At 67.5% G+C, this 22398-nt stretch carries 19 protein-coding genes; 7 read left to right on the forward strand and 12 right to left on the reverse strand.

The features are described 5' to 3' along the window. Positions 1-103: 103 nt before the first annotated feature. Entirely contained in the window at positions 104-619 is a 516-nt protein-coding gene (locus ACZK4H_RS18730; protein WP_099554706.1) for a DNA-deoxyinosine glycosylase, read from the reverse strand. 186 nt (positions 620-805) lie between these two features. Between ACZK4H_RS18730 and ACZK4H_RS18735 the strand changes: the two genes are divergently transcribed. From ACZK4H_RS18735 to glpK, 3 genes are all read left to right on the forward strand, one after another. Continuing rightward, complete coding sequence (locus ACZK4H_RS18735) at positions 806-1441, forward strand: OmpW/AlkL family protein (protein WP_005411140.1); 636 nt, start codon at positions 806-808, stop codon at positions 1439-1441. A 212-nt stretch (positions 1442-1653) separates the two neighbouring features. Further along, positions 1654-3135 carry a glycerol-3-phosphate dehydrogenase gene (glpD, locus tag ACZK4H_RS18740; RefSeq protein ID WP_099554709.1) on the forward strand — a complete coding sequence of 494 codons (1482 nt, stop codon included), beginning with the start codon at positions 1654-1656 and terminating at the stop codon, positions 3133-3135. Positions 3136-3228: 93 nt separating this feature from the next. Further along, positions 3229-4728 (forward strand): glycerol kinase GlpK, encoded by a 1500-nt coding sequence (glpK, locus tag ACZK4H_RS18745; protein WP_099554711.1) that lies wholly within the window; start codon positions 3229-3231, stop codon positions 4726-4728. 106 nt (positions 4729-4834) lie between these two features. On the opposite strand, the gene ACZK4H_RS18750 is transcribed toward glpK, so the two are convergent. Continuing rightward, positions 4835-5629: a MetQ/NlpA family ABC transporter substrate-binding protein gene (locus ACZK4H_RS18750; protein WP_099554713.1), complete on the reverse strand. Its 795-nt coding sequence runs from the start codon at positions 5627-5629 to the stop codon at positions 4835-4837. Positions 5630-5654: 25 nt separating this feature from the next. Continuing rightward, complete coding sequence (locus tag ACZK4H_RS18755; RefSeq protein ID WP_005411144.1) at positions 5655-6626, reverse strand: helix-turn-helix transcriptional regulator; 972 nt, start codon at positions 6624-6626, stop codon at positions 5655-5657. Positions 6627-6707: 81 nt separating this feature from the next. Here ACZK4H_RS18755 and ACZK4H_RS18760 point away from each other — a divergent pair, with 81 nt between their 5' ends. Further along, a complete protein-coding gene (locus tag ACZK4H_RS18760) occupies positions 6708-7310 on the forward strand; it encodes a LolA family protein (RefSeq protein WP_049399177.1) in 603 nt (200 codons plus the stop codon). 107 nt (positions 7311-7417) lie between these two features. After that, entirely contained in the window at positions 7418-8194 is a 777-nt protein-coding gene (locus ACZK4H_RS18765; protein ID WP_010481298.1) for a DUF481 domain-containing protein, read from the forward strand. A gap of 71 nt (positions 8195-8265) precedes the next feature. On the opposite strand, the gene hemC is transcribed toward ACZK4H_RS18765, so the two are convergent. The 5 genes from hemC to mdoH all read right to left on the reverse strand — a co-directional run bounded on the left by hemC (position 8266) and on the right by mdoH (position 14231). Beyond that, positions 8266-9177: a hydroxymethylbilane synthase gene (gene hemC, locus ACZK4H_RS18770; RefSeq protein WP_099554715.1), complete on the reverse strand. Its 912-nt coding sequence runs from the start codon at positions 9175-9177 to the stop codon at positions 8266-8268. A 629-nt stretch (positions 9178-9806) separates the two neighbouring features. Further along, the gene (locus ACZK4H_RS18775; protein WP_185959223.1) at positions 9807-10544 is read right to left on the reverse strand and encodes a LytR/AlgR family response regulator transcription factor; all 738 of its coding nucleotides are present in this window, start codon (positions 10542-10544) and stop codon (positions 9807-9809) included. 4 nt (positions 10545-10548) lie between these two features. Beyond that, positions 10549-11592 (reverse strand): sensor histidine kinase, encoded by a 1044-nt coding sequence (locus tag ACZK4H_RS18780; protein WP_197577822.1) that lies wholly within the window; start codon positions 11590-11592, stop codon positions 10549-10551. A 3-nt stretch (positions 11593-11595) separates the two neighbouring features. Next, positions 11596-12255 (reverse strand): alpha/beta hydrolase, encoded by a 660-nt coding sequence (locus ACZK4H_RS18785; protein ID WP_099554672.1) that lies wholly within the window; start codon positions 12253-12255, stop codon positions 11596-11598. 50 nt (positions 12256-12305) lie between these two features. Further along, the gene (mdoH, locus tag ACZK4H_RS18790) at positions 12306-14231 is read right to left on the reverse strand and encodes a glucans biosynthesis glucosyltransferase MdoH (protein WP_099554670.1); all 1926 of its coding nucleotides are present in this window, start codon (positions 14229-14231) and stop codon (positions 12306-12308) included. 496 nt (positions 14232-14727) lie between these two features. On the opposite strand from mdoH, the gene ACZK4H_RS18795 reads away from it, so the two are divergent. Beyond that, complete coding sequence (locus ACZK4H_RS18795; protein ID WP_099554666.1) at positions 14728-16773, forward strand: TonB-dependent receptor domain-containing protein; 2046 nt, start codon at positions 14728-14730, stop codon at positions 16771-16773. 60 nt (positions 16774-16833) lie between these two features. On the opposite strand, the gene ACZK4H_RS18800 is transcribed toward ACZK4H_RS18795, so the two are convergent. Continuing rightward, on the reverse strand, positions 16834-17007 hold the full coding sequence (locus ACZK4H_RS18800) for a hypothetical protein (protein ID WP_005411154.1): 174 nt from the start codon (positions 17005-17007) through the stop codon (positions 16834-16836). A gap of 216 nt (positions 17008-17223) precedes the next feature. On the opposite strand from ACZK4H_RS18800, the gene ACZK4H_RS18805 reads away from it, so the two are divergent. Further along, positions 17224-17610 (forward strand): DUF2628 domain-containing protein, encoded by a 387-nt coding sequence (locus ACZK4H_RS18805; protein WP_099554664.1) that lies wholly within the window; start codon positions 17224-17226, stop codon positions 17608-17610. Positions 17611-17706: 96 nt separating this feature from the next. Here the strand turns inward: ACZK4H_RS18805 and ACZK4H_RS18810 are convergent, their stop codons facing one another. From ACZK4H_RS18810 to ACZK4H_RS18820, 3 genes are all read right to left on the reverse strand, one after another. Then, positions 17707-20238, reverse strand: coding sequence for a methyl-accepting chemotaxis protein (locus ACZK4H_RS18810; protein ID WP_099554685.1), 2532 nt, complete (start codon positions 20236-20238; stop codon positions 17707-17709). Between the two features lie 209 nt (positions 20239-20447). Further along, positions 20448-21341, reverse strand: a complete 894-nt coding sequence (locus ACZK4H_RS18815) for an NAD-dependent epimerase/dehydratase family protein (RefSeq protein WP_005414561.1) — start codon at positions 21339-21341, stop codon at positions 20448-20450. A 98-nt stretch (positions 21342-21439) separates the two neighbouring features. Continuing rightward, the gene (locus tag ACZK4H_RS18820) at positions 21440-22351 is read right to left on the reverse strand and encodes a S41 family peptidase (RefSeq protein ID WP_099554662.1); all 912 of its coding nucleotides are present in this window, start codon (positions 22349-22351) and stop codon (positions 21440-21442) included. Between the last annotated feature and the right edge of the window lie 47 nt (positions 22352-22398).

The raw sequence follows: 22398 nt of genomic DNA on the forward strand, positions 1-22398 counted from the left end.
AACCGTTACAGGTGTTTTCAGTACGCACGCAGCCGGGACAGGCTGTTGCCCATGGGGTGTGGCCGCGACCAGTCGGTAGCGTATTGTCCGGACGATGTCCGCTTCATGTCGCCAGTGCGTCGGCCACCGGCTGCCAGGCCACGCGCAGGCGCGGCAACGACCAGGCCGCATTGGCCGGGCTGGTGGAAGGCAGCGCCAGCAGCCGGGGTGGGGCCTCCAGCCGTGGCAACACCCAGCGCTGGAACGCCAGCATCGATGCACCGCCATTGCAACCGATCAGCTCCAGCTCAGGAAGGGAGGCGATCAATGCCGGCAGCGCATTGGGCACTTCCGTGCCGCGCACGATGTGCGCATCCAGGCTGCCGCGACGTTCGCATTGGCCGATCACATCCCACAGGCCGGCACCTGCAGCCTGCACCGCCTGCAACCGCTGCGCGTACGGCAGGCCTGCGTCAAACCCGCAGATATCAGCCATCAGCGACCAGAAGCGATTGCGTGAATGGGCGTAGTAGCGCTGCTCCTGCAATGACGCCGCGCCCGGCATCGAGCCCAGCAACAGCACCCGGCACTGCACGTTCACCTGCGCTTGCAGGCCGATGCACAACGTTGCTTCGCTCACATCTTCTCCAACTGCATGAATGTCGGCGCACGCGGAAAACCCCATGGAAACAGGCTTTTCGCACTGATCGCTGAACAAGGAAAACTATTTTTTAACGCGCGTCGGATTCGATTCATGTTGAGGCGACTACGGTGTGCTCGCCCCGCAACCGGGGGCCCAAAACAAGAAACACTAGGAGATACCCCCATGCGCTCCATCCGTATCCTGAGTCTCGCCCTGCTGACCTCCGCCGCCTTCGCGCCGGCCGCTTTCGCCCAGGACAGCAGCTCCACCGATACCGCTTCGGGCAAGCATTTTGCCGTGGTTGGCGGCGTCGCGCTGCTGCAGCCGAAGAATGATCCGATCGACGGCATCAAGAAGGTCGATGGCGGTCCGGCGCCGACCGTCAGCTTCAGCTACTACATCAACGACAACTGGGCCGTTGAACTGTGGGGCGCCGCCGACAAGTTCGACCACAAGGTGAAGGGCCCGAACAATGCCCGCCTGGGCAACGTCGAGCAGCAGCCGGTAGCGCTGAGCGGCCAGTACCACTTCGGCCAGGCTGACAACGTGTTCCGCCCGTTCGTGGGCGTGGGCTACTACCAGTCCAGCTTCAGCAATGAAACGCTGGCTGACGGCAGCAGCTCCGACATCCGCCTCAAGGATGCCAAGGGCGTGATCGGCACCGTCGGCGTGGACATGAACATCAACTCCACCTGGTTCGCCCGTGCAGATGCCCGCTACATGCGTTCGCGTCCGGACGTGAAGGTCGGCGGCGAGAAGATCGGCGAAGCCAAGATGGACCCGTGGACCGTCGGCTTCGGCATCGGCGCCCGCTTCTGATCCAGGCAGCACCGGTTTCATTGATGTAACGCGACGGGCCCTGCGGGGCCCGTCGTCGTTTCCGTCACCCGCTGTCTGTAGAGTCGAGCCATGCCCCCCCTATCGCGGGTCGAGCGGCGGGCTCCGCGCGCATTGCGATGCGCTACGTTCAATGGCGCCCACGGTCAATGGTGGCGCGGCTCGGCTCTACATAATCAGGATGCGGAGGCGCGATGGACGAAGTCGACCTGCTGGTGATCGGTGGCGGCATCAACGGCGCCGGCATTGCCCGCGACGCCAGCGGCCGCGGCCTGCGCGTGCTGCTGTGCGAGCAGCACGACCTGGCCGCACACACCTCCAGCGCCAGCAGCAAGCTGATCCACGGCGGACTGCGCTATCTGGAACAGGGTGAGTTCGGCCTGGTGCGCAAGGCACTGGGCGAGCGCGAGGTGGTGCGCCGGCAGGCACCACACCTGGTCCGTCCGTTGCGCTTCGTACTGCCATGGGAACCCCACCTGCGCCCGCGCTGGATGCTGCGCGCGGGCCTGTGGCTGTATGACCATCTCGGCCGGCGCAGCCCGACCTTCCCCGCCTCGCGCGCACTGGACCTGCAACGCGACCCACTCGGCCCCTGGCTTTCCCCGGATCTGCGGCAGGCCTTCAGCTATGCCGATGCGCAGGTCGATGACGCGCGGCTGGTGCTGCTCAATGCTCTGGACGCCGCCCAACGTGGCGCACGGGTACATGTGCGCAGCCGCTGCATCGAACTGCGCCCTGCGCAGGGCCGTTGGCAGGCGACGCTGGAAGCCACCGACGGCCGGCAGCAAACGGTGATCGCCCACGCCGTTGCCAATGCGGCCGGCCCCTGGGCAGGAGGCCTGCTGGAACGCATGCAGGCGCGCGATGGCGGCCCCGCGCTGCGCCTGGTACAGGGCAGCCACATCGTACTGCGCCGGCCCTGGCCCGACGACAGTGCGTGCCTGCTTCAGCAACCCGATGGCCGTGTGGTGTTCCTGCTGCCCTTCGCCCACGACCACTTGCTCGTCGGCACCACCGACACCGACTACCGCGGCGACCCGGCCCGGTGCAGCGTGCTGCCTTCCGAAGTGGCTTACCTGTGCGAGGCCGCCAACCGCTACCTGCGCGATCCGATCGCCCCGCAGGACGTGGTCTGGCAGTTCGCAGGGGTACGTCCGCTGCTGGCCGATCCGGACCCGCGTGCAGCGAAGCTGAGCCGTGACTACCGCCTGCAACTGCAGTCCGGCCCGGCGCCTGCACTGCACGTGCTGGGCGGCAAGCTGACCACGTACCGGGTACTGGCCGAAGAAGCGCTGGACCTGCTGCGCCCGGCTCTGCCGCAGATGGGACCGGCATGGACGGCAGCGGGCCACCCGCTGCCGGGCAGCGACTGGGGCGACGCAGCGCAGGCGCATTCCCGCCTGCAGGCACTGGCACCGTGGCTGCCCTCCGATTCGGCACAGCGTTGGGCCGAGGCCTACGGCAGCCGCAGTGCTGCGCTGCTGCAGGGCGCGCACAGCCTGGAGGATCTTGGCGAGGACCTTGGTGCGGGCCTGCACGCGCGCGAGGTCGCCTTCCTGCGTGACCACGAATGGGCGCGTAGCGCCGAAGACGTGCTGTGGCGACGCAGCAAGCTGGGCCTGCGGCTGGACGCCAGGCAGGTGGCACGGCTGCAGGCGTGGATGTCGCAACGGTAGCGCCGGGCCATGCCCAGCGGTTCGCGGAGACGCCGGGCATGGCCCGGCGCTACCGATGCTTTAGGATTTCCCCATCGCTACCGGAGACGCTGCATGACGCCCCGCTACGTGCTGGCCATCGACCAGGGCACCACCAGTTCGCGCGCGATCCTGTTCGACCGTGCTGGCGACATCGTCGGCAGTGCGCAGCGCGAGTTCGCGCAGATCTTCCCGCAACCCGGCTGGGTCGAGCACGACCCGCGGGAGATCCTCACCAGTGTCTATGCCACGCTGACCGAACTGCTCAGCCGCGAACAGATCGACCCGCGTCATATCGCCGCACTGGGCATCACCAACCAGCGTGAGACCACCGTGGTCTGGGACCGCGCCACCGGCCAGCCGATCCACAATGCCATCGTCTGGCAATCGCGGCAGAGCCACGCCATCTGCGAGCGGCTGAAGTCCGACGGGCATGAGGCACTGGTCCGCGAACGCACCGGCCTGCTGATCGACGCCTATTTCTCCGCCACCAAGGTGCGCTGGATCCTCGACCACGTGGAGGGTGCGCAGCAACGCGCCGAGCGTGGCGAGCTGCTGTTCGGCACCATCGACAGCTGGCTGGTATGGAACCTCAGTGGCGGCCAGGCGCATGTGACCGACTACAGCAACGCCGCGCGCACTCTGCTGTTCAACATCCACACGCTGGACTGGGATGACGATCTGCTGGCGCTGCTGGACATACCCCGCGCGATGCTGCCGCAGGTGCGCGATTCCAGCGCAGTGTATGCGCACACCCGGCCGCAGTTCTTCTTCGACCACCCGATTCCGATCGCCGGCATCGCCGGAGACCAGCAGGCGGCGCTGTTCGGCCAGGCCTGCTTCCAGCCGGGCATGGTCAAGAACACCTATGGCACCGGCTGCTTCATGCTGATGCACACCGGCACGCAGGCGGTGCGTTCGCGCAACGGACTGCTGACCACCATCGCCTGGGGCCTGGACGGGCGCGTGGAATATGCGCTGGAAGGTTCGATCTTCATCGCCGGTTCGGTGGTGCAGTGGCTGCGCGACGGCCTGCGCATGATCGAGCGCGCCAGCGACAGCCAGGCACTGGCCGCGCAGGTGCCCGACAGCGGCGGCGTCTATCTGGTGCCCGCCTTCGTCGGCCTGGGCGCGCCGTATTGGCGCAGCGATGTGCGCGGCGCAATGTTCGGCCTGACCCGCGGCACCCGCAAGGCGCACTTCGTGCGCGCGGCGCTGGAGGCGATGGCGTACCAGACCCGTGATGTGCTCGACGCGATGCAGTCCGATGCGGGCATCGCGCTGACCGAACTGCGCGCCGACGGCGGCGCGATCGGCAACGACTTCCTGGCCGCCTTCCAGGCCGACATTCTCGGCGTGCCGCTGCTGCGGCCACGGTTGACCGAGACCACTGCGCTGGGCGCGGCCTACCTGGCCGGTCTGGCAGTGGGGTTCTGGTCCAGCCGCGAGCAGATCGCCGCGCAGTGGGGCCTGGACCGGCGCTTCGAGCCACAGATGGAGGTGGCCCGGCGCGAGAAGCTGTATGCCGGGTGGCAGCAGGCCGTGGCGGCCACCCTCGCCTTCCACGTCGATTGAAGGTAGTGCCGGCCGCGGGCCGGCAACCCCATGATCCTTGGCGGCGTTTGCAGATTGCCGGCCAGCGGCCGGCACTAACGCATGGCCAGAACGCCCATAGCGCCGGTCAGAACGCCGGCAGCACCGCGCCCTTGTACTTGGTCTCGATGAAAGCCTTCACCTGCGGGCTGGTCAGGGCCTTGGCCAGCTTCTGCACGCGGGCGTCATCCTTGTTGTCCGGCCGTGCGACCAGGAAGTTCACGTATGGCGAATCCTTGCTCTCGATCGCCAGTGCGTCCTGGGTCGGGTTGAGGCCGGCATCGAGCGCGTAGTTGGTGTTGATCAGGGCCAGATCGACCTGGTCCAGCACACGCGGCAGCATCGCCGAGTCCAGCTCGCGGAACTTCAGGTTCTTCGGGTTGGCGATGATGTCGCGCTGGGTCGACAGGGCGTTGGTCGGGTCCTTCAGCGCGATCACGCCGGCCTTGTGCAGCAGGATCAGCGCGCGGCTGTTGTTGCTCGGGTCGTTCGGGATCACCACGTCGGCGCCTTCGCGCAGCTCGGCCAGCGACTTGATCCTGCGCGAGTACGCACCGAACGGTTCGATGTGCACCCCGATCACCTTCACCAGATCGGTCTTGCGGTCGCGGTTGTAGGCATCCAGGTACGGTTCGGTCTGGAAGTAGTTGGCGTCCACCTGCTTCTGCACCAGCTGGTCGTTGGGCTGCACATAGTCGTTGAACACGCGCACGTCCAGGTCCACGCCTTCCTGCTTGAGGATCGGCTTGACCACCTCGAGGATCTCGGCGTGCGGCACGGCCGTGGCAGCCACCACCAGCTTCTGCGAGGGTTCACCGGACTTGCCACAGGCGGTCAGGGCCAGCGCAGCGGCAAGCAGGGGCAGCAACAGGGTCTTCTTCATGGGCAGGGGGGTTCTCGGGGGAGTGTCAGGATTTTTCGTAGTTGCTCAGGGCCAGCTCGAGCAGCGCCTTGGCCTGCTCGCGCAGCATCACCGGCTCGACGATCTCGGCATCCGAGCCGTAGTGCAGCACGTCCATCAGCAGCTCGCGGGAGACGCTGTACGGCACCTTCAGTTCATAGCGGCCATCGGCCAGGAAGCGGCCCTGCTGCTTGGAGTGCCAGTGCTCGTCGGCCACCCAGCGCGCGGCCTTGGCACTGAACAGGATGGTCGCCCAGCCCTTCGGCGCACCGGAGAAGATGCCGTAGCTGGCACCCAGCTGCTCGTCCAGCTCGCTGTCGGCCACGTCGCGGGCAGTGCTGTCGACCACGCGCGCCTTGTGGATGCGGTCCACGGCGAAGCTGCGCAGGGCTTCGCGATCATGGTCCCAGGCATCCAGGTACCAGTTGTCGCGGTAATGGGTCAGGCGCTGCGGCGAGACGGTGCGCTTGGTCGGCTCGTCGGTGGAACGGGCACGGTACTCGAACGCCAGCTGGCGGCGCTCCAGCACCGCCGAGGCTACGCTGCGGAAGCTGCCTTCATCGAACTTGCGGCCGCGGTGCGGGATTACCCGCACACGGTCCACCGGCCAGTTGGAGACACCGGCCTGGGCAGCCAGCAGGCTCTCGATACGCTGCTGCAGCGGCGCCAGCACCGAGGACAGCACGCCTCCGCCGGTCCGCGCCAGCAGGTGCTGCGAGGCCAGCAGGGCATGCAGCTCCTCCGAGCTGAGCCACAAGCCGGGCAGCTCGAAGCGGTCACTCTCGTCGGCCTGGTAGCGGAAGCCGGCCTCGCCGTCGCCCTCGATCGGTGCCATCAGCGCATCGCGCAGGAAGGCCAGGTCGCGGTAGACGGTGGCACGGGAACAACCGAGCTTGTCCTGCAGGGTCGCCACCGTCACCGGATAGCGTGCGGACTTGAGCAGACGATGCAGGGCGGTGATGCGTTCGTATCGGTCCATACCCCCGATTATGTCCGAGTCGCGGGTCTTGTGTGGGACGTTTGGGCTATCGTGGTCGCCCCCACCCCTCTGGAACACCCGATGCGCCGGTTGCCTGCCCTGTCCCTGCTGGCCTGCCTGCTGCTGGCCGCCTGTGATCGCGCGCCCGCGCCGGCCAGCACCGAAGCGCCCGTGCCGGCAGCGGATCCGGCGCAGGCGGTGCTGGGCGCCAGCCAGCGCTTCTCGGCCCTGCGCAGCTTCCACGCCGAACTGGAGGTGCTGGGCGCACCGCAGCCGGTGCGCAGCGCCATGGACTTCGTCGCCCCCGACCGCTTCCGGGTGCAGACCCCGGCCGGTCCGCAGACGATCATCGGCGACACCATGTTCCTGCAGGCCGACGACGCGATCCGCCAGGTTCCCACCCCGCCGGGCCTGCTCGAGCAATGGCGCAACCCGCTGCCGGCCGATGCCCTGCCCGCCGACCTGCAGGCCGAAGACCTGGGCAGCCAGTCGCTGGACGGGGTCGAGACGCGTCACTACCGCCTGCGTGGCGCGCAGCCCGGCGAACGCCTGGAGTACTGGGTGGACGCGCAGGGCCTGCCGCGGCAGATCGTCCGCAGCGGCAGCAGCAATGGCCGCAGCTTCCAGCTGCGACTGCGCTATTCGCGCTTCAATGACCCGGCATTGCGCGTCGATCTGCCCTGAATAGGCGATCGCGGCAACGTCTGCTGAAGAAACCGTTTGGATCGATTCGGACCGCCATCACGCTTCCAGTATCATCACCGGCTGTCAACCGCTTCGGAGAAGCCCCGATGTCCCTGCGCGTGTCCCTGCTGATCCCCCTGCTGCTGTGCGCACCGCTCGCGTATGCGCAGGATGCCTCCGAACTGGCGGCGATGTCCTCGCCGTGGAGCGGCAGTGGCGGCGAGCTCGGCTTCGCTTCGGCACGCGGCAACAGCAGCACCGAAAGCTTCAACGGCCGCCTGCGCCTGCGCTACACCGATGGCGACTGGGTGCACAGCATGGACCTGGCCGGCCTGCGTTCCAGCTCCAAGGTGATCGAGACCCGCGACGACGGCTCCACCAGCCGCCGCAACAACACCACCGCCAACCGCTACACCGGCAGTGCCGGCAGCGCGCTGCAGCTGGGCGAGCACCGCCAGCTGACGGCCACGGTACGTACCGAGCGCGATGACTTCGCCACCTACGACCGCCAAAGCTCGTTCGGCCTGGGTTACGGCACCCGCCTGTGGAACACCGAGCGTTTCTCGTTCGACGCGCAGATCGGCCCCGGTGTGCGCCGCACCCACAGCACCGAGGACGACCGCACCCGCACCGGCATGATCGGACGCGGCCTGTTCGACATGAAGTACTCGCTGACCGACAACACCGACCTGGTCAACACCCTGCTGGTCGAATCGGGTTCCTACAACACCTTCGGCCAGAACGACTTCGGTGTTTCGGTGAGCATGAACGAACATCTGGCGCTGAAGGCCGGCTGGCAGGCGCGTTACAACAGTGACGTGGCCGAGGACAAGCGCAAGACCGATACGCTGACCACGATGAACGTGGTCTACAAATTCAAGTAAGCGGAACGGGCGCCAAGGGCGCCCGTTCTTCTTCCGGTAGTGCCGGCCGCTGGCCGGCACTACCTGATGGCTCAGACGTTCAGCAGTTCGCTGGCGCCATCATCCAGCAGCAGCTTCGCCACGCGCTGGCCCAGCACTTCCGGGTCACCGGCAGGGCCCACCGCCTCAGCACGCACGGCACGGCCGTCGCTGGCGCTGCCAACCAGCCCCTGCAGGTGCAGGTCGTCGCCCTGCCACTGCGCGATGGCCGCCACCGGCACGTGGCAGCTGCCATGCAACGCACGGTTCATTGCCCGCTCGGCCTCCACGCAGGCACGCGTGGCCGCGTCATCAAGCGGGGCGAACAGCGCCATCAGGCGCGTATTGCCACCGTCGCACTCCACCGCCACCGCCCCCTGTGCCGGGGCCGGCAACCACTGCGGCGGCTGCAGGCGCGCGACGACGCGCTCGCCCAGGCCCAGGCGCTCCAGGCCGGCCACGGCCAGCACGATGGCGTCGTAGCCACCGTTGTCGAGCTTGGCCAGGCGGGTGTTGACGTTGCCGCGCAGGTCCAGCAGTTCCAGGTCCGGTCGCAGCGCGCGCAGCTGGGCCTGGCGGCGCAGTGACGACGTACCCACCCGCGCACCGATCGGCAACGCGTCCAGCGAGGCATAAAGATTGGAAACGAAGCCATCGGCCGGATCGTGGCGGGTCAGCATCGCCGGCAACGCGAACGGCGCATCCAGTTCCATCGGCACATCCTTGAGCGAATGCACGGCGCAGTCGGCGTCACCGCGCAGCATCGCCAGCTCCAGTTCCTTCAGGAACAGGCCCTTGCCACCAATGGCGGCGAGCGAGCGGTCGAGCACTTCGTCGCCGCGGGTGCTCATCGGCACCAGTTCCACATGCAGGCCGGGGTGGGCCTGGCGCAGGCGGTCGGCGACGTGTTCGCTCTGCCAGAGGGCGAGCGGGCTCTTGCGGGTGGCGATGCGGACGGTTTCCATCCAGTCATTATCGCGCCTTCGGCGGGGATACGGCCAACGGCGGAGCCCCTCGTGGCTGGAGCGAACTGCTGGATCATTGCACTAGGCCGGGCGGGGTGGGTTCGCGGGGGACGCCGTAAACCCATCCCTGGGGGCTTGGCCGCGGCATCCATGCCGCGGACACCCCCGCGAACCCACCCCGCCCGACCTCTGACAGTTTCCGTGTGCGTCAGCCACGGAAGATCAAAAGGAAAAATCAAAAGCCGATTGCTTCCGGGGTCAGATCCCTTTTCCGCAGGAAAAGGGATCTGATCCCTCTTTCCCCACCCGATAACAACAATGCCTTTGCCGTCCGACGCGGGAAAAACGAGAGGGTTGGGCCGGGGTGGGGTGGCGGGACCGTTGGCGCCATGGGCCCGAGGCATGCCTCGGGCGGGTTGGGCAGGACGCCCAACCCCGGTCTTGCCGTGTGCGCAGGACAGCGCACACGAGCAAGGCGCCATCGAGCTTACAGGGATGTACTTGCAGCGTGTCCCGCCACCCCACCTCGGCCCGACCCAGCACGTAGCACCAACGAGCCGACCAACCGCCGTTGCAGTTGCTCCAGACGTTGCTCGCAAGCAGTCGCGGCCGCAGGCCGCGCGAAACACTCACAGATGCCGCAGTTCCTGCTTCAGCGTCGCCACGCAACGGCGGCTGACTTCCAGCGGCTGCTTGCCATGCCGCAGTACCGCCTGCACCTGCCCGCCAGTACCACGGCGCAGCTCCACCAGCTCGTGGCGTGCCACCAGGCAGTTGCGATGGATGCGGATGAAACGGCTGGCGAACTCCTCCTCCAGCGATTTCAGCGACTCCTCGATCAGGTCTTCGCCACGCGCATGGTGCACCACCACGTACTTCTCTTCGGCCTGGAGGTAGTGGATGTCATCCAGCGGGATCAGCCGCAGGCTGCCACGCAGGCGTGCGCACAGCATGCTGCGGGCCTGCTGCCCGCCGCTGCCCTGCGGCTGGCCATCGCGGCCGGCCAGGAAGGTGCGGGCACGTGCGATCGCTGCGGCCAGGCGTTCGGCGCGGACCGGCTTCATCAGGTAATCGATGGCGGCCGCCTCGAACGCCGACAAGGCGTGCGCGTCGTAAGCGGTGCAGAACACCACCGCAGGCCGCGGCTCGAAGCTGGCCAGATGGCGCGCCGCCTCCAGGCCGTCCAGCCCGGGCATAGCGATGTCCAGCAGGACCAGGTCCGGCTGCAGCTCCGCGCACGCATGCAGGGCCTGCTCGCCGTTGCCGGCCTCGGCCACCACATCCACGCCGTCCTGCGCCGCCAGCAGGCTGCGCAGGCGCTCGCGCGCCAGCGGTTCGTCATCGGCGATGACTACCCTCACGATCATCCCCTCACTGGATCGGCACTGTCACCTGGCAGGCATAGTAGCCCTCGCTCCAGCCAGCCGTCATCCGCGCGGCGCTGCCGAAGCGCCAGGCAAGCCGATGACCGATGCTGTGCTGGGCATGGCCGGCACCACGCGCCAGCGCCAACCCCGGCGTCTGCGGATCGGGCGCGGGATTGCGCACGCGGATCTGCAGTTCACTGCCTTCGCGCACCAGCTGCAATTCGATGGTGCCGCCCTCGGGCAGGCGTGAAATGCCATGCAGCACTGCGTTTTCCACCAGCGGCTGCAGTACCAGCCTCGGCAGTGGCAGGTCCCACGGCAGCGGCTCATCGCGTTGCCAGCGCACCTGCAGTCGCTCGCCGAGGCGCAGCGACTCTATCGACAGATAACGCTCGGCCAGCTCGCATTCGTCACGCAGGGTGGAGTCACCCTCGCCCGCGCCCAGGGCAGCACGGAACAGATCGGACAGATCCAGCACCGCGCGTTCGGCCACCGCCGGATCGCGATGCAGCAGGCTGGCGATCAGGTTCATGCTGTTGAACAGGAAGTGCGGCCGGATCCGCGCCTGCAGCGCGTCGGCCTGGGCACGCGCGTTGGCCTGCACCTGCGCGGCCCAGCGATCGCTCACATAGAAGTAGCGCAGGGCCAGCGCGGCGATCAGTGCCGTGGTTGCCGCACTGCCGAGGGTAAAGCGCCAGAAGCTGATGCCGCGGGCGAAGTTGTCGCCCAGTACCGCGTACAGCGCATGCACGATGCCGGCACAGATCACCGCGATCAGGGTCGCCAGCACGAGCGCCGCGACAGCGCCCAGCGCCTGCGGCAGCCTCGACAGTGCCTGCCGCAGCAGGCACAGGCTGGCGGTGACCGCCAGCGCCAGCCATAGCGCGAAGCCGCTGGCCGACAGCAGCTCGCCGAAGGTCCAGTGGCGGCTGCCATCGGGCGCCAACGCCAGCACCACCACCACCAGCTCGGCCAGGCCGAGCATCGCCGCCAGCCGCGGCAGGCGGCACAGTTCCGGCATCCACGGCGATGTGCTGGCCGGGGGCATGGCTCAGGCGGCGCCCAGCCGTTCCTGCAGCCAGTCACCCAGTGCCTGGATCTCTTCGGCGCAGACCTGGTGGGCCATCGGATAGCTGTGCCACTCCACCTCCAGGCCCAGCGCCTGCAGGGCCTGCGCGCTGTGTGCGGCCACCGCCTGCGGAATCACCGGGTCGCTGCTGCCATGGGCCATGAACAGCGGCACCTGCACGGCACCATCAACGCGCTGGGCGCTCTCGGCTTCGGGCAGGTAGGTGGACAGTGCAATCAGGCCGGCCAGCGGCGCGGTGCGCGACAGTGCAGCAGTCAGGATGATCGCTCCACCCTGCGAGAAGCCCGCCAGGAAGATCTTCTCCGGTGCGATGCCGCGCTCGATCTCGCGTGCGATCAGTGCATCCAGCTGCACCACCGACTCCTGCACGCCGGCCATGTCGGCGCGCGAGCGGAAGTCCATGCCGACGATGTCGTACCAGCCGCGCATCGGCACGCCGTTGTTGATCGTGATCGGCCGCACCGGTGCGTGCGGGAACACAAAGCGCAGCGCCGGCCAGTGCGGACGCACCAGCTCCGGCACGATCGGCGCGAAGTCGTGGCCGTCGGCGCCAAGCCCGTGCAGCCAGATCACCGACCACTGCGGCGAGGCGCCGGTCTCCTGTTCCACCGTTTGCAGCATGATGCGGCTCCTTCAAGTTCGAGCCGCATTATGCCGCTGGTGCAGGGCCATCAGTACAGCGGCGGTTGCTCGGCTGCTTCCCGGCGCAGCTGCGCGGCGCGTACCAGTACCGGCGGCGGGATGTTCTCCTCGGGAATATCAAGCAGGCCGAGGCGATGCAGGAAGGCGCCCGGGCCGCGCGAAGACGTCAGCGCCACCACCGGTACCGCCAGCACCATGCCGATCACCACCGGTGCCATCCACGCCGCCAGCGACGGCGATACCGCCCAGGCCAGCAGGCCCATGAAGGCACCGAACACGCCCAGCCCGCCGTAGCCGCGGATCAGGGCCATCCACGAGATGCCACCATCGTCACGCTGCTGTGCGTCCCAGCCGGAATCGCGGCCGGAAAGCACTTCGGCCACGCCGCGCGACTGCACGTACATCACCACCGGCGCCATCAGCGCGGCCAGCACGGTCTCCACCAGCATCGACACGAACGCACGGATCGCGCCGCCGCAGCCGCGGCGGTCGACCGGGTCCAGCAGCATCGCCAGGTAGCCCAGTACCTTGGGCAGCAGCAGCACCGCCATGGTGGCGGCGAACAGGCGTACCACCTGCTCCTCATCCTGGGCACGCCAGTACACGCTGGGCGACAGGTGCAACAAAGCGTTGAAGTCGATGCCTTCCTGGAACAGTGGAATGGCGATGCCGATCAGCATCAGCATCGCCCACATCGGCGCGGTGAAGTAGTGGCCGATGCCGATCAGCATGTGCGTGCGGCTGATCCAGTGCAGGCCGCGGCTGCCGACCACCTTGCCATGCTGCAGGTTGCCCTGGCACCAGCGGCGGTCGCGCACCAGCAGGTCGGTCAGCGTCGGCGGGCCTTCTTCATAGCTGCCGCCCAGGTACGGCACCATGTGCGCAGCCCATCCGCCACGGCGCATCAGCGCCGCTTCGACGAAGTCGTGGCTGAGAACGTGGCCGCCGAACGGCTTGCGCCCCGGCAGCGCCGGCAGGCCGGCGTGGTCGGCGAAGGCACGGGTGCGGATGATCGCGTTGTGGCCCCAGTAGTTGCTCTCGGCGCCATGCCACCAGGCCACGCCACGGGCGATCACCGGGCCGTACACGCGACCGCCGAACTGCTGCATGCGGGCGAACAGGGTGCGGCCACCGATCACCGATGGCAGGGTCTGGATCAGGCCGACATCGGCGTTGTGTTCCATGCCGGCCACCAGGCGCACGATGCTGTCGCCGGTCATCAGGCTGTCGGCGTCCAGGATCAGCATCTGCGGGTAGGCGCCGCCGAAGCGGCGCACCCAGTCGGCGATGTTGCCGGCCTTGCGCCCGCTGTTGTCGCCACGGCGGCGGTAGAACAGGCGCGTCTGCCCGTCCTGCACGCGGTCGCGCAGTTCGGCGAATACCTGCTCCTCGGCACGTGCGATGTCCTCGCGCCGGGTATCGCTGAGCACGAAGAAGTCGAAGCGTTCGAGCTGGCCGGTGGCGGCCACCGATTCGTAGATCGCCTGCAGGCCCGCCAGCAGTCGGCGCGGATCCTCGTTGTAGGTCGGCATCAGCAGCGCGGTGCGGCTGTGCACGGTCGGCAGCGGCTTGTCCGGGTCGATGCCGAGGCGATAGCCGCGGTCGAACACGGCGGTCAGGAAGCCAGCAACGGCGCTGGCAAAGGACAGCGCGATCCAGGCGAACAGGCCGACGAACAGCACCAGCAGGCAGGCTTCCAGCACGCTGATGCCATTGGCCGACAGCACCCGCCACATCATGCGGGTGGCGATGGCGGTCATGGCCAGGGTGCCGCCGAAGATGTAGAACCGGCGCAGGCCGATCAGGCGTGGCGAGGTACGGTGCCGACGGACCTTCAGCGCGCCTTCGCGCAGGGTCTGTTCGGGCATCGGCAGCGGTGATTCGGCGGGCAGCAGCGCCCAGCCGGCGTCGAGCCGGGGCGCATCCGCTTCCGCGTGGATGGTTTGACCCCCCATCACCGCTTACTCCCCACGGTCGGCATGGCCGGCCGTCCCGGCCGGGCTGCATGCGCGAAGGTTCCCGGCGCGCCTTCCCGGCGCCCGCACTTGTCCTGGCTGTGCCGGCCCTTGGCCGCACAGTCGCTGTCTATAACTACCGGAACCCACACGATCTCCAACGGGGCGGAATCGAAAATGCGGCCCAGTCTAGGGCGCCGGATGTAAGCCGGGTGCGAAGGTCTACGCCGGGATTTATCCCCATTCAGCAAACAGCAGGCGATGGCGGGCCGTGCAGCGGGATGTCGCTTCGTGGCGCCTGGTACTGGATCGTAACAAACGCGAACGGTTATCATTTCATTAACCAGGCAGGTCACCGTCTTCCGTACGGCCGAGACCCACCCAGCTGCGCCGGACCGAACCGCGCGCCTTACGACCCATGGAAGGGGGGCCTGCCTGCTTGTCTGCGTGCGCCCGTTGCTTCCATCCGGTCCCCCCTCATCCGATGGAAGCCGTCATGTCCCAGCTGTTCCGTTCCCGTTCCGCGCGCCTGCCGCGCACCCGCCTGGCCAGTGCCCTGGCCACCGCCTGCCTGCTGGCCCTGCCCTGCCTTGCCGCCGCAGAGGCCAGCGCCGATGCCTCCACCAAGGATCTGGATACCGTGGTGGTCACCGCCTCGGGCAACCAGCAATGGATCAAGGATGCCCCGGCCAGCATCAGCGTGATCAGCCGGGAGGACATCGCGCGCCAGCCGGTCCACGACCTGGCCACCCTGCTCAGCCGCGTGCCGGGCGTGACCGGCGGCCTCAGCGCCGTCGGCGAGCAATCCAAGATCAAGCTGCGCGGCATGCCGTCCAACTACACGCTGGTGCTGGTGGACGGCAAGCGCATGGGCAGCTCGGCATCGACCAACTACCGGCCGGACCTGGGCCGCCAGGATCTGAACTGGATTTCGCCCGACCAGATCGAGCGCATCGAAGTGGTGCGCGGGCCGATGTCGTCGCTGTATGGCTCCGACGCCATGGGCGGCGTGATCAACATCATCACCCGGCGCATCGGCGATGAATGGAACGGCAGCGCGACGCACAGCTATACCCGCCCCGGCGATGACAAGCGCGGTGACACCCAGCAGATCGGCGCCACCTTCTCCGGCCCGCTCGGCGAACGCTTCGGCCTGCGCATCGGTGCCAACAGCATGCGCCGCGACTCGGACCAGTCCAACGGTGGTGTCTACGGCAACGCCTACGCCGGCGAGAAGGACCGCAATGTCGACGCGCTGCTGCAGTGGAAACTGAGCGACGCGCAGGAACTGTCGCTGGAAGCCGGCCATGGCGTGCAGCAGGCCTTCATCGACGCCTCGCTGGAAAAGCAGGACGAAGGCGCCTGGGGTGCCAGCGAACTCAAGCGCAGCTCGCTGGCGCTCAACCACGATGGCAAGTGGAGCTTCGGTAACTCGAAGATCAGCGCGTACTGGACCGAATACAAGAACGACATCGGCGCCACCGGCCGCTCCGAGGCGACCGATACGATCATCGAAGGCAGCCTGACCACGCCATTCACCCTCGGTGTTGAACACCAGTTCGCCGTGGGTGGCCAATGGAAGCGCCAGGAGCTGACCAACACCGACACCATCGGCCGCGCGCCGATCGACTATGCCGGCAATGCCGTCAGCGGCTCCGATCTGGAAGTGGATACCTGGGCCCTGTTCGTCGAAGACGAGCTGAAGCTGCACCGCACCCTGGCGCTGACCCTGGGCGCGCGCCTGGACCACCATGAGAAGTTCGGCGGCCACGTCAGCCCGCGAGCCTACCTGGTCTGGCATCCGGCCGAGCAATGGACCATCCGAGGTGGTGTTTCCAAGGGCTTCCGCGCGCCCAGCCTGACCGAGAATTCGGCCACCGCCGCCACCCAGTCCGGTGGCCGTGGCTGCACCTCGCTGATCCCGCTGGGCTATACCCGCGGCGGCTGCTACATGGCCGGCAACCCGGACCTCGACCCGGAAACCAGCACCAACCGCGAGATCGGCGTCAGCTTCGACAACGACCTGGTCGATGCCGGCCTGACCTACTTCCATACCGATTTCAGGAACAAGATCGAGTACGCACCGCTGGGCAGGTTCAACGGCATCTGGTGGACGCGCATGAGCAACGTGCAGCGCGCACGCACCAGCGGCATGGAAGGCAACCTCAATTTCCGCTTCGGCGAGCACTGGCGCTGGCGCACCTCGGCGACCTGGATGAAGGAAGCCAAGAACCTGACCACCGGCCGCAACCTGATCGATACCCCGGAGTTCTCGGGCTACTCGTCGCTGGACTGGACGCCCAACACGGTGTTCTCAAGCAGCCTGTCGGCGCAGTACACCGGCAAGCAGACCGGCACGGCGACGACCTTCCTCAAGGCCTACACGCTGTATGACCTGACCGCGGCCTGGAACGTCAACGAGGTGCTGACCCTGCGTGGCGGTGTCAGCAACCTGGCCGACAAGAAGCTGTATGCGGAAGGCTCCACCGACTATTTCGTGGCCGGGCGCAGCTACTTCTTCAGCATGACCGCGCGGTTCTGACCAGGAGCGTCCGCCACGATCGCGCTGGCGACGGGCCAGCGCGATCGGCGGTGTTGCGGGTTACTCGCTTTCCAGTGCGGCGGCGGGCGCCGCGCTCTGCGTAGCGGCCGTGCGTGCACGGTCCATCGCCACCGCCAGTTGCTGGCGTGCGAGCAGCTGTTGTGCCTGCACCACTTCAGGTGTCGGCAGGAGCACCGGTCCCGGTGCGTTTTCCGGTGTAGCAGGTGTGGTCATGCAACCTCCATGGACATCCCGCCACCGCACGGATTCAGCCGGTGCGGTAGCGGAACTGCGCACCCTATCCTAAAAACAAGGCGGGTGGGTGACGGTGCGCCCCCTGGCCGCAGGGCCATAACGCACTGAGCGTCACATTTTTGACGCTGCAGGGTGGATACCTGAACCGGCCGGCCGGTATCATGTAATCGTTTTCCCACAAGGACGTGTACGTCAATGAACGCAGTCGACCTCTCCCGCTTCAGCCCGAAGTGGCAGTTCCGCTTCAACTTCTTCCAGCAGCACGGCGCGCCCAAGGAACCAGGCTTCAAGCAGGCCTGGAAGGCGCTGTCCTTCGGCGACCGCCTGAAGGTCAACATCAACTTCTTCGCCTTCTTCTTCGGCGCCATCTACCTGTTCATCCTGGGCATGTGGCGCAAGGCGCTGGTGGTGATCGGCATCAACATCGCGCTGGCCGCCGTGACCCTGTTCCTGCCCGACATCGTGGCCCGTGCCGTGTTCATCGCCATGAACTTCCTGGTCGCTTCCAGCACCAACTACAGCTACTACCTGGAACAGGTGAAGGGCCGCGCCAGCTGGAACCCCTTCGAAGGCATGTTCTAGAACCGCGGCAGCGGCCGGCCCCGACCGGCACAACGACGAGCAGAAACGACGACGCCCGGCCTTGGCCGGGCGTCTTCATGTGCACTCCGGCCAGCGTCAGGCCGCGCGGCGTGCCGTGGCCATCGGCTCGGCCTGCAGGCGGAAGCGCGAGACCGCCACGGCCAGCTGCTCGGCCTGTTCTTCCATCGCACGCGCGGCGGCACTGGCTTCTTCCACCAGTGCGGCATTCTGCTGGGTGGTCTCATCCATCTGCACCACGGTCTGGTTGACCTGTTCGATGCCGGCGGACTGTTCGCGCGACGCGGCCGAGATCTCGGCCATGATCTCGTTGACCCGTCCCACCTGGCCGACGATGGCCTGCATGGTACGGCCCGCACCGTGCACCAGCTGCGCACCGGCACCGACCTGCGCCACCGATGCGTCGATCAGTTCCTTGATCTCCTTCGCTGCGCCCGCCGAGCGTTGCGCCAGCGCGCGCACCTCGCTGGCGACCACAGCGAAGCCACGGCCCTGCTCACCTGCCCGCGCCGCTTCCACCGCCGCGTTCAACGCCAGGATGTTGGTCTGGAAGGCGATGCCGTCGATCACCGAAATGATCTCGGCGATGCGCTGCGACGATGCCTCGATCTGCTCCATGGTCTGCACCACCTGGTTGACCACCTCCCCGCCCTCGCTGGCAACGCCAGCGGCGGAACCGGCGAGGGTATTGGCCTGCAGCGCGTGGTCGGCGTTCTGGCGCACGGTGGAGGTCAGCTCCTCCATCGAAGCGGCAGTCTCTTCCAGGTTGGCGGCCTGCTGCTCGGTACGACGCGAGAGATCGCTGTTGCCCGCAGCGATCTCTCCCGCCGCCAGGCGGATGCTGGCGGCCGACTGCTGGATCTGCCCGACAATCTGGGTCAACTGCTGCACGGTGCTGTTGGCATCGTCGCGCATCACCGCGAACACGCCATGGAAATCACCACGCATGCGTGCGCTGAGGTCGCCGGCGGCAATCGCGCGAAGCAGCGTCGACAGCTCGGCCAGGTTGTGATCGCTGACCTGCATCATGATGTTGAGGGTCTCCACCATGCGGCGGAAATCGTGGTCGAAGCGCTCGGCATCGCCGCGTACGGCGAAGTCGCCGGCCGCCGCGGCGGCAGCCAGCTGCTGGATCTGCTCGTTGATCGCGGCCAGGTTGATCTTGGTGGTGGCCATTGCAGCGGTGAACACCGCCTTCTCGCCCGGCAGCGCTTCCATGTCCACGCTGAGGTCACCCACCGCGTAACGCTGCATCACCTCGACCAGGCGCTGGGTGACCGCATTGCTGGAGGCCACCAGCTGGTTGCTGTCGGCCACCATGCGGCCGTACTCGCCGGGGAAGGCAGTAGCGTCCATGCGGTAGCTCAGCTCGCCGGCATCGTGGCGGCGCGCCATTTCCGCCTGCGCGGCCATCACCGCCTGCAGCTGTCCGCGCATGCCCTGCATCGCCTCCAGCAGGCGGCCCACTTCATCGTTGCTGCGCGCAGGCAAGGTGCTGTCGAGCTTGCCGGCGGCAACGTCACCCGCCACTCGCACCGCTTCGGCCAACGGGCGGATCGCCAGGCGGCGCAGCAGCACGTAGACGCCTGCGCTGAGGGTCAGCGCGGCCACCACGCCAACCAGCAACGTCAGCCACAGCAGCTGGCGCGCCTCGGCGACGATCACCGCATGCGGCATCACCACGCCCAGTGCGAAGCGCTGCGGGGCATTGCCTACGCGCAGCGGCACGTACACGCGCACATTGCCGGCCGCGTCCGGGGTGAAAGCCTCGAACCTGCGGTCGGCGGCGATGTCGGCCAGCATGCTGCGGGTCAATGCATCGCTGCGCGGCTTGCCGATCTCGGCAGCGTTCGCCGAGGCGAGCACCACGCCGTTCGGTGAGAGCAGTTCGACGCGACCTGCGCCCATCGGCTTCAGCGTGGCAAGGTGCTTCTGCAGCGCCGCCAGCGAGAAGTCGACGGTGAATACACCGAGGAACGTGCCGTTTTCGATGATCGGCGAGCTCAACGTGCTCATCAGCACCTGCTGGCCGGCGATGTCGTAGGCATAGGGTTCACTGACCTTGGGCAGCTTGTCGCGGCTGGGCACCACGTACCAGTCGGCCGAACCGTCGGCGGCTTCGGTGTAGTCGGTCATGGTCGACTGCTGTGGCTTGCCGTCATGCCAGGCCCAGTAGCTCATGTAGCGGCCGCTGGCATCGTGCATCTCGGTATTGGCGAATTCGGCATCCTTGCCATCGAAGGTATCGGCCTCCCACATGGTGCTCTTGCCCAGCCATTCCGGGTGGGTACGCAGCTGCTCACCGAGCACGGCCGCCAGGCTGGCGCGATCAGGCACGTCCCCCCGCGCACGCTGGGCGAGCACGGCTTCGACCATGGCATCGTTGCTGGCGAACGCCGTGCCCAGGTCGGCGGCGACCTGGCGCGCTTCGGCGTTGGCCTCGCTGGTCATGGTCTGGCGCGAGGCATCGATCAGGCTGGCACTGGCCTGGCGATAGATCAGGAACGCCGTCAGGCCGAAGCACAGCAGCGCGATGACGGCGGTGCCCAGCATCAGCTTGTGGGCGATGCTGCCCGGACGGCGGGCAGCGGCGGAACGGGAAGAAGGCATGGAGGGGTCCGCAAGGCAGTTCAGGACGACCGGCACCGCGAGGGCACCGCGCAGGCGCGCGATCCATCGCGCAGGCCACCGGCCGCCGGGACCCGCCCGGCGCAGGAAGCGCACCGGGTTAGCGGCCGCCTGCCAACGAGGTTGAGGCGACCGCACGACACATTCCTGAATGCACTCAGGGACGGGACAGGAACCCGCCCCGGCGCCCCCTATTCGGCCACCCGATCCTTGATCCACTCCGCGCGCGGCAACACCTCGATGCTGCCTGCGGCGTACTGCTGCAGCACAGCGTCCGGCCCGAAACGCGGCTGCCATCCCAGCTCCCTGCGAATGCGGGCGCTGTCATAGACGCGGTCGACGCTCAGCGGCAACGGCCAGCCACGGCGCTCGAACTCGGCCAGCAGCTGCGGTACGCGCCGGGCCAGTACGTTGCGTGGCTGGGTGGCCAGTTCCAGGCAATCCTCGCGCCGGAACGGGGTCGCTGCGCAGGCGATGTAGCGGGCGAAGGCCGGCCCCTCATCCAGCAGCAGCGCGGCATGGGCACTGGCCACGTCACGGGCGTCGATCCCACGATGCAACCGGAACATCGCCATCCGTTCCGGCGGCTCCGGGAAGCAGCGCCCCATCCGCAGCACGCGCACGCCGAAGTCCGGTGCGGCCGCAGCTTCAGCCAGGGCCTCGGCCTGCAGCTTGCTGCGGTGATAGATCGTTCGCGGCAACGGCTCGGTATCCTCATCGATCCAGCGGCATCCTCCTGCCACCACTGCGTGGCCGTACAGCGCGGTGGTACTGGTCAACACGAACCGCCGTGCACCTGCCTCCCGCGCCGCCTGCAGCAGGTGCGCAGTCGCGTCCACATTGATCTGCTGGAACACCGCGTCCGGTACCAGGCCAACGTGCGGCGCATGCAGGGCTGCGGTATGGATGACCGCGTCGACGCCCTGCACCGCGCGCACGACGGCTTGATGATCGGTGACATCGGCAATGATGCGCGTGGTGGCGAACGGGCTGCGGTCCAGACCAACCACTTCATGGGCAGCCGCCAACGCGCCGAAGATCGCGCGCCCGATCCGCCCGGAACTGCCGGTCAACAGAATCTTCATTGAGTCCATTCACTCGAAGCGCCCGGGAACTACCGGGATGCTTCGATTCTAGGCATGCAACGGCGCATCTGCGATAGGACAACCGCGCAACCGTGCGTTCATCTTGACGACTTCGGCGGAGCCAGCAGTTGGCGCGCGATGAACAGCGGGTCGTCGCCGCCTGCCACGTCAGGCGCGACACCGGTCCGTTCCCAGTTTTCACCGGTGCGCAGATTGATCGGTTGCCGATCCGGAATGCTGATCTGATAGCCATCGGGCAGCAGCACAGGATCATCGAACATATGTGCGGCACCACCACTGCGGCCGCCGACGATGCGCGCACGTCCCAGGGCCTGCAGCGAATACGCGACGAACTCGGCCGCCGAGCCGGTGCGGCGGTCGATCAGTATCACCAGCGGCTTCAGGTACAGCGGAAGGCTCGCTGGCGGCAGCGGCACCGGGGTACGCCGGCCACGTTGCTCCAGCGCCTGCACTGCAGTGACACCTGGCTCCAGCAGGGTCCGCACCAGCAGGTCGGCGCTGCCATCATCACCGCCCCCGTTCTGGCGCAGATCCAGCACCAGACCCTGGGTGTCGGCCAGCAGGGTGAACGCTGCCGCCAGCCTGGGCCTTGCCAGATCGAGCGGATAGAAGGTGCTCAGGCGCAGGTAACCGAGATTGCCTTCCAGCACCCGCACCTCGCGCACGCCCGCACCATTGCTGCGTGCATCCGCACGCCAGGCCATCAGCCAATCGTCCTGGCCGGCGCCGGCCTCCACCCGTTCCACATGGAAGTGGCCGTCGAACACGTCCAGATCCTGGTTCAGGCGCGCACTGAAGCCCTTCGGGTCCGTGCAGCTGTCCACATAGCGCTGCTGGGTGGACCAGCCACGCACCGCATCGGCGATGCGTGCGCCTTCGGCCACGTCCAGGTAGTGCGCCTCTATTGCCGCAGCCGCCGCCTGCAGCACTGTGTCCTGGCCCGGGCAGGACGCTGCCAGCAGCGTGCCCAGCATCCACGAAACCACCATGACTGCCCCCGCATTGATGATATGTAAGCGCTTATATATCATTGTGG

The sequence above is a fragment of the Stenotrophomonas sp. 78350_Sma genome (assembly GCF_056482105.1).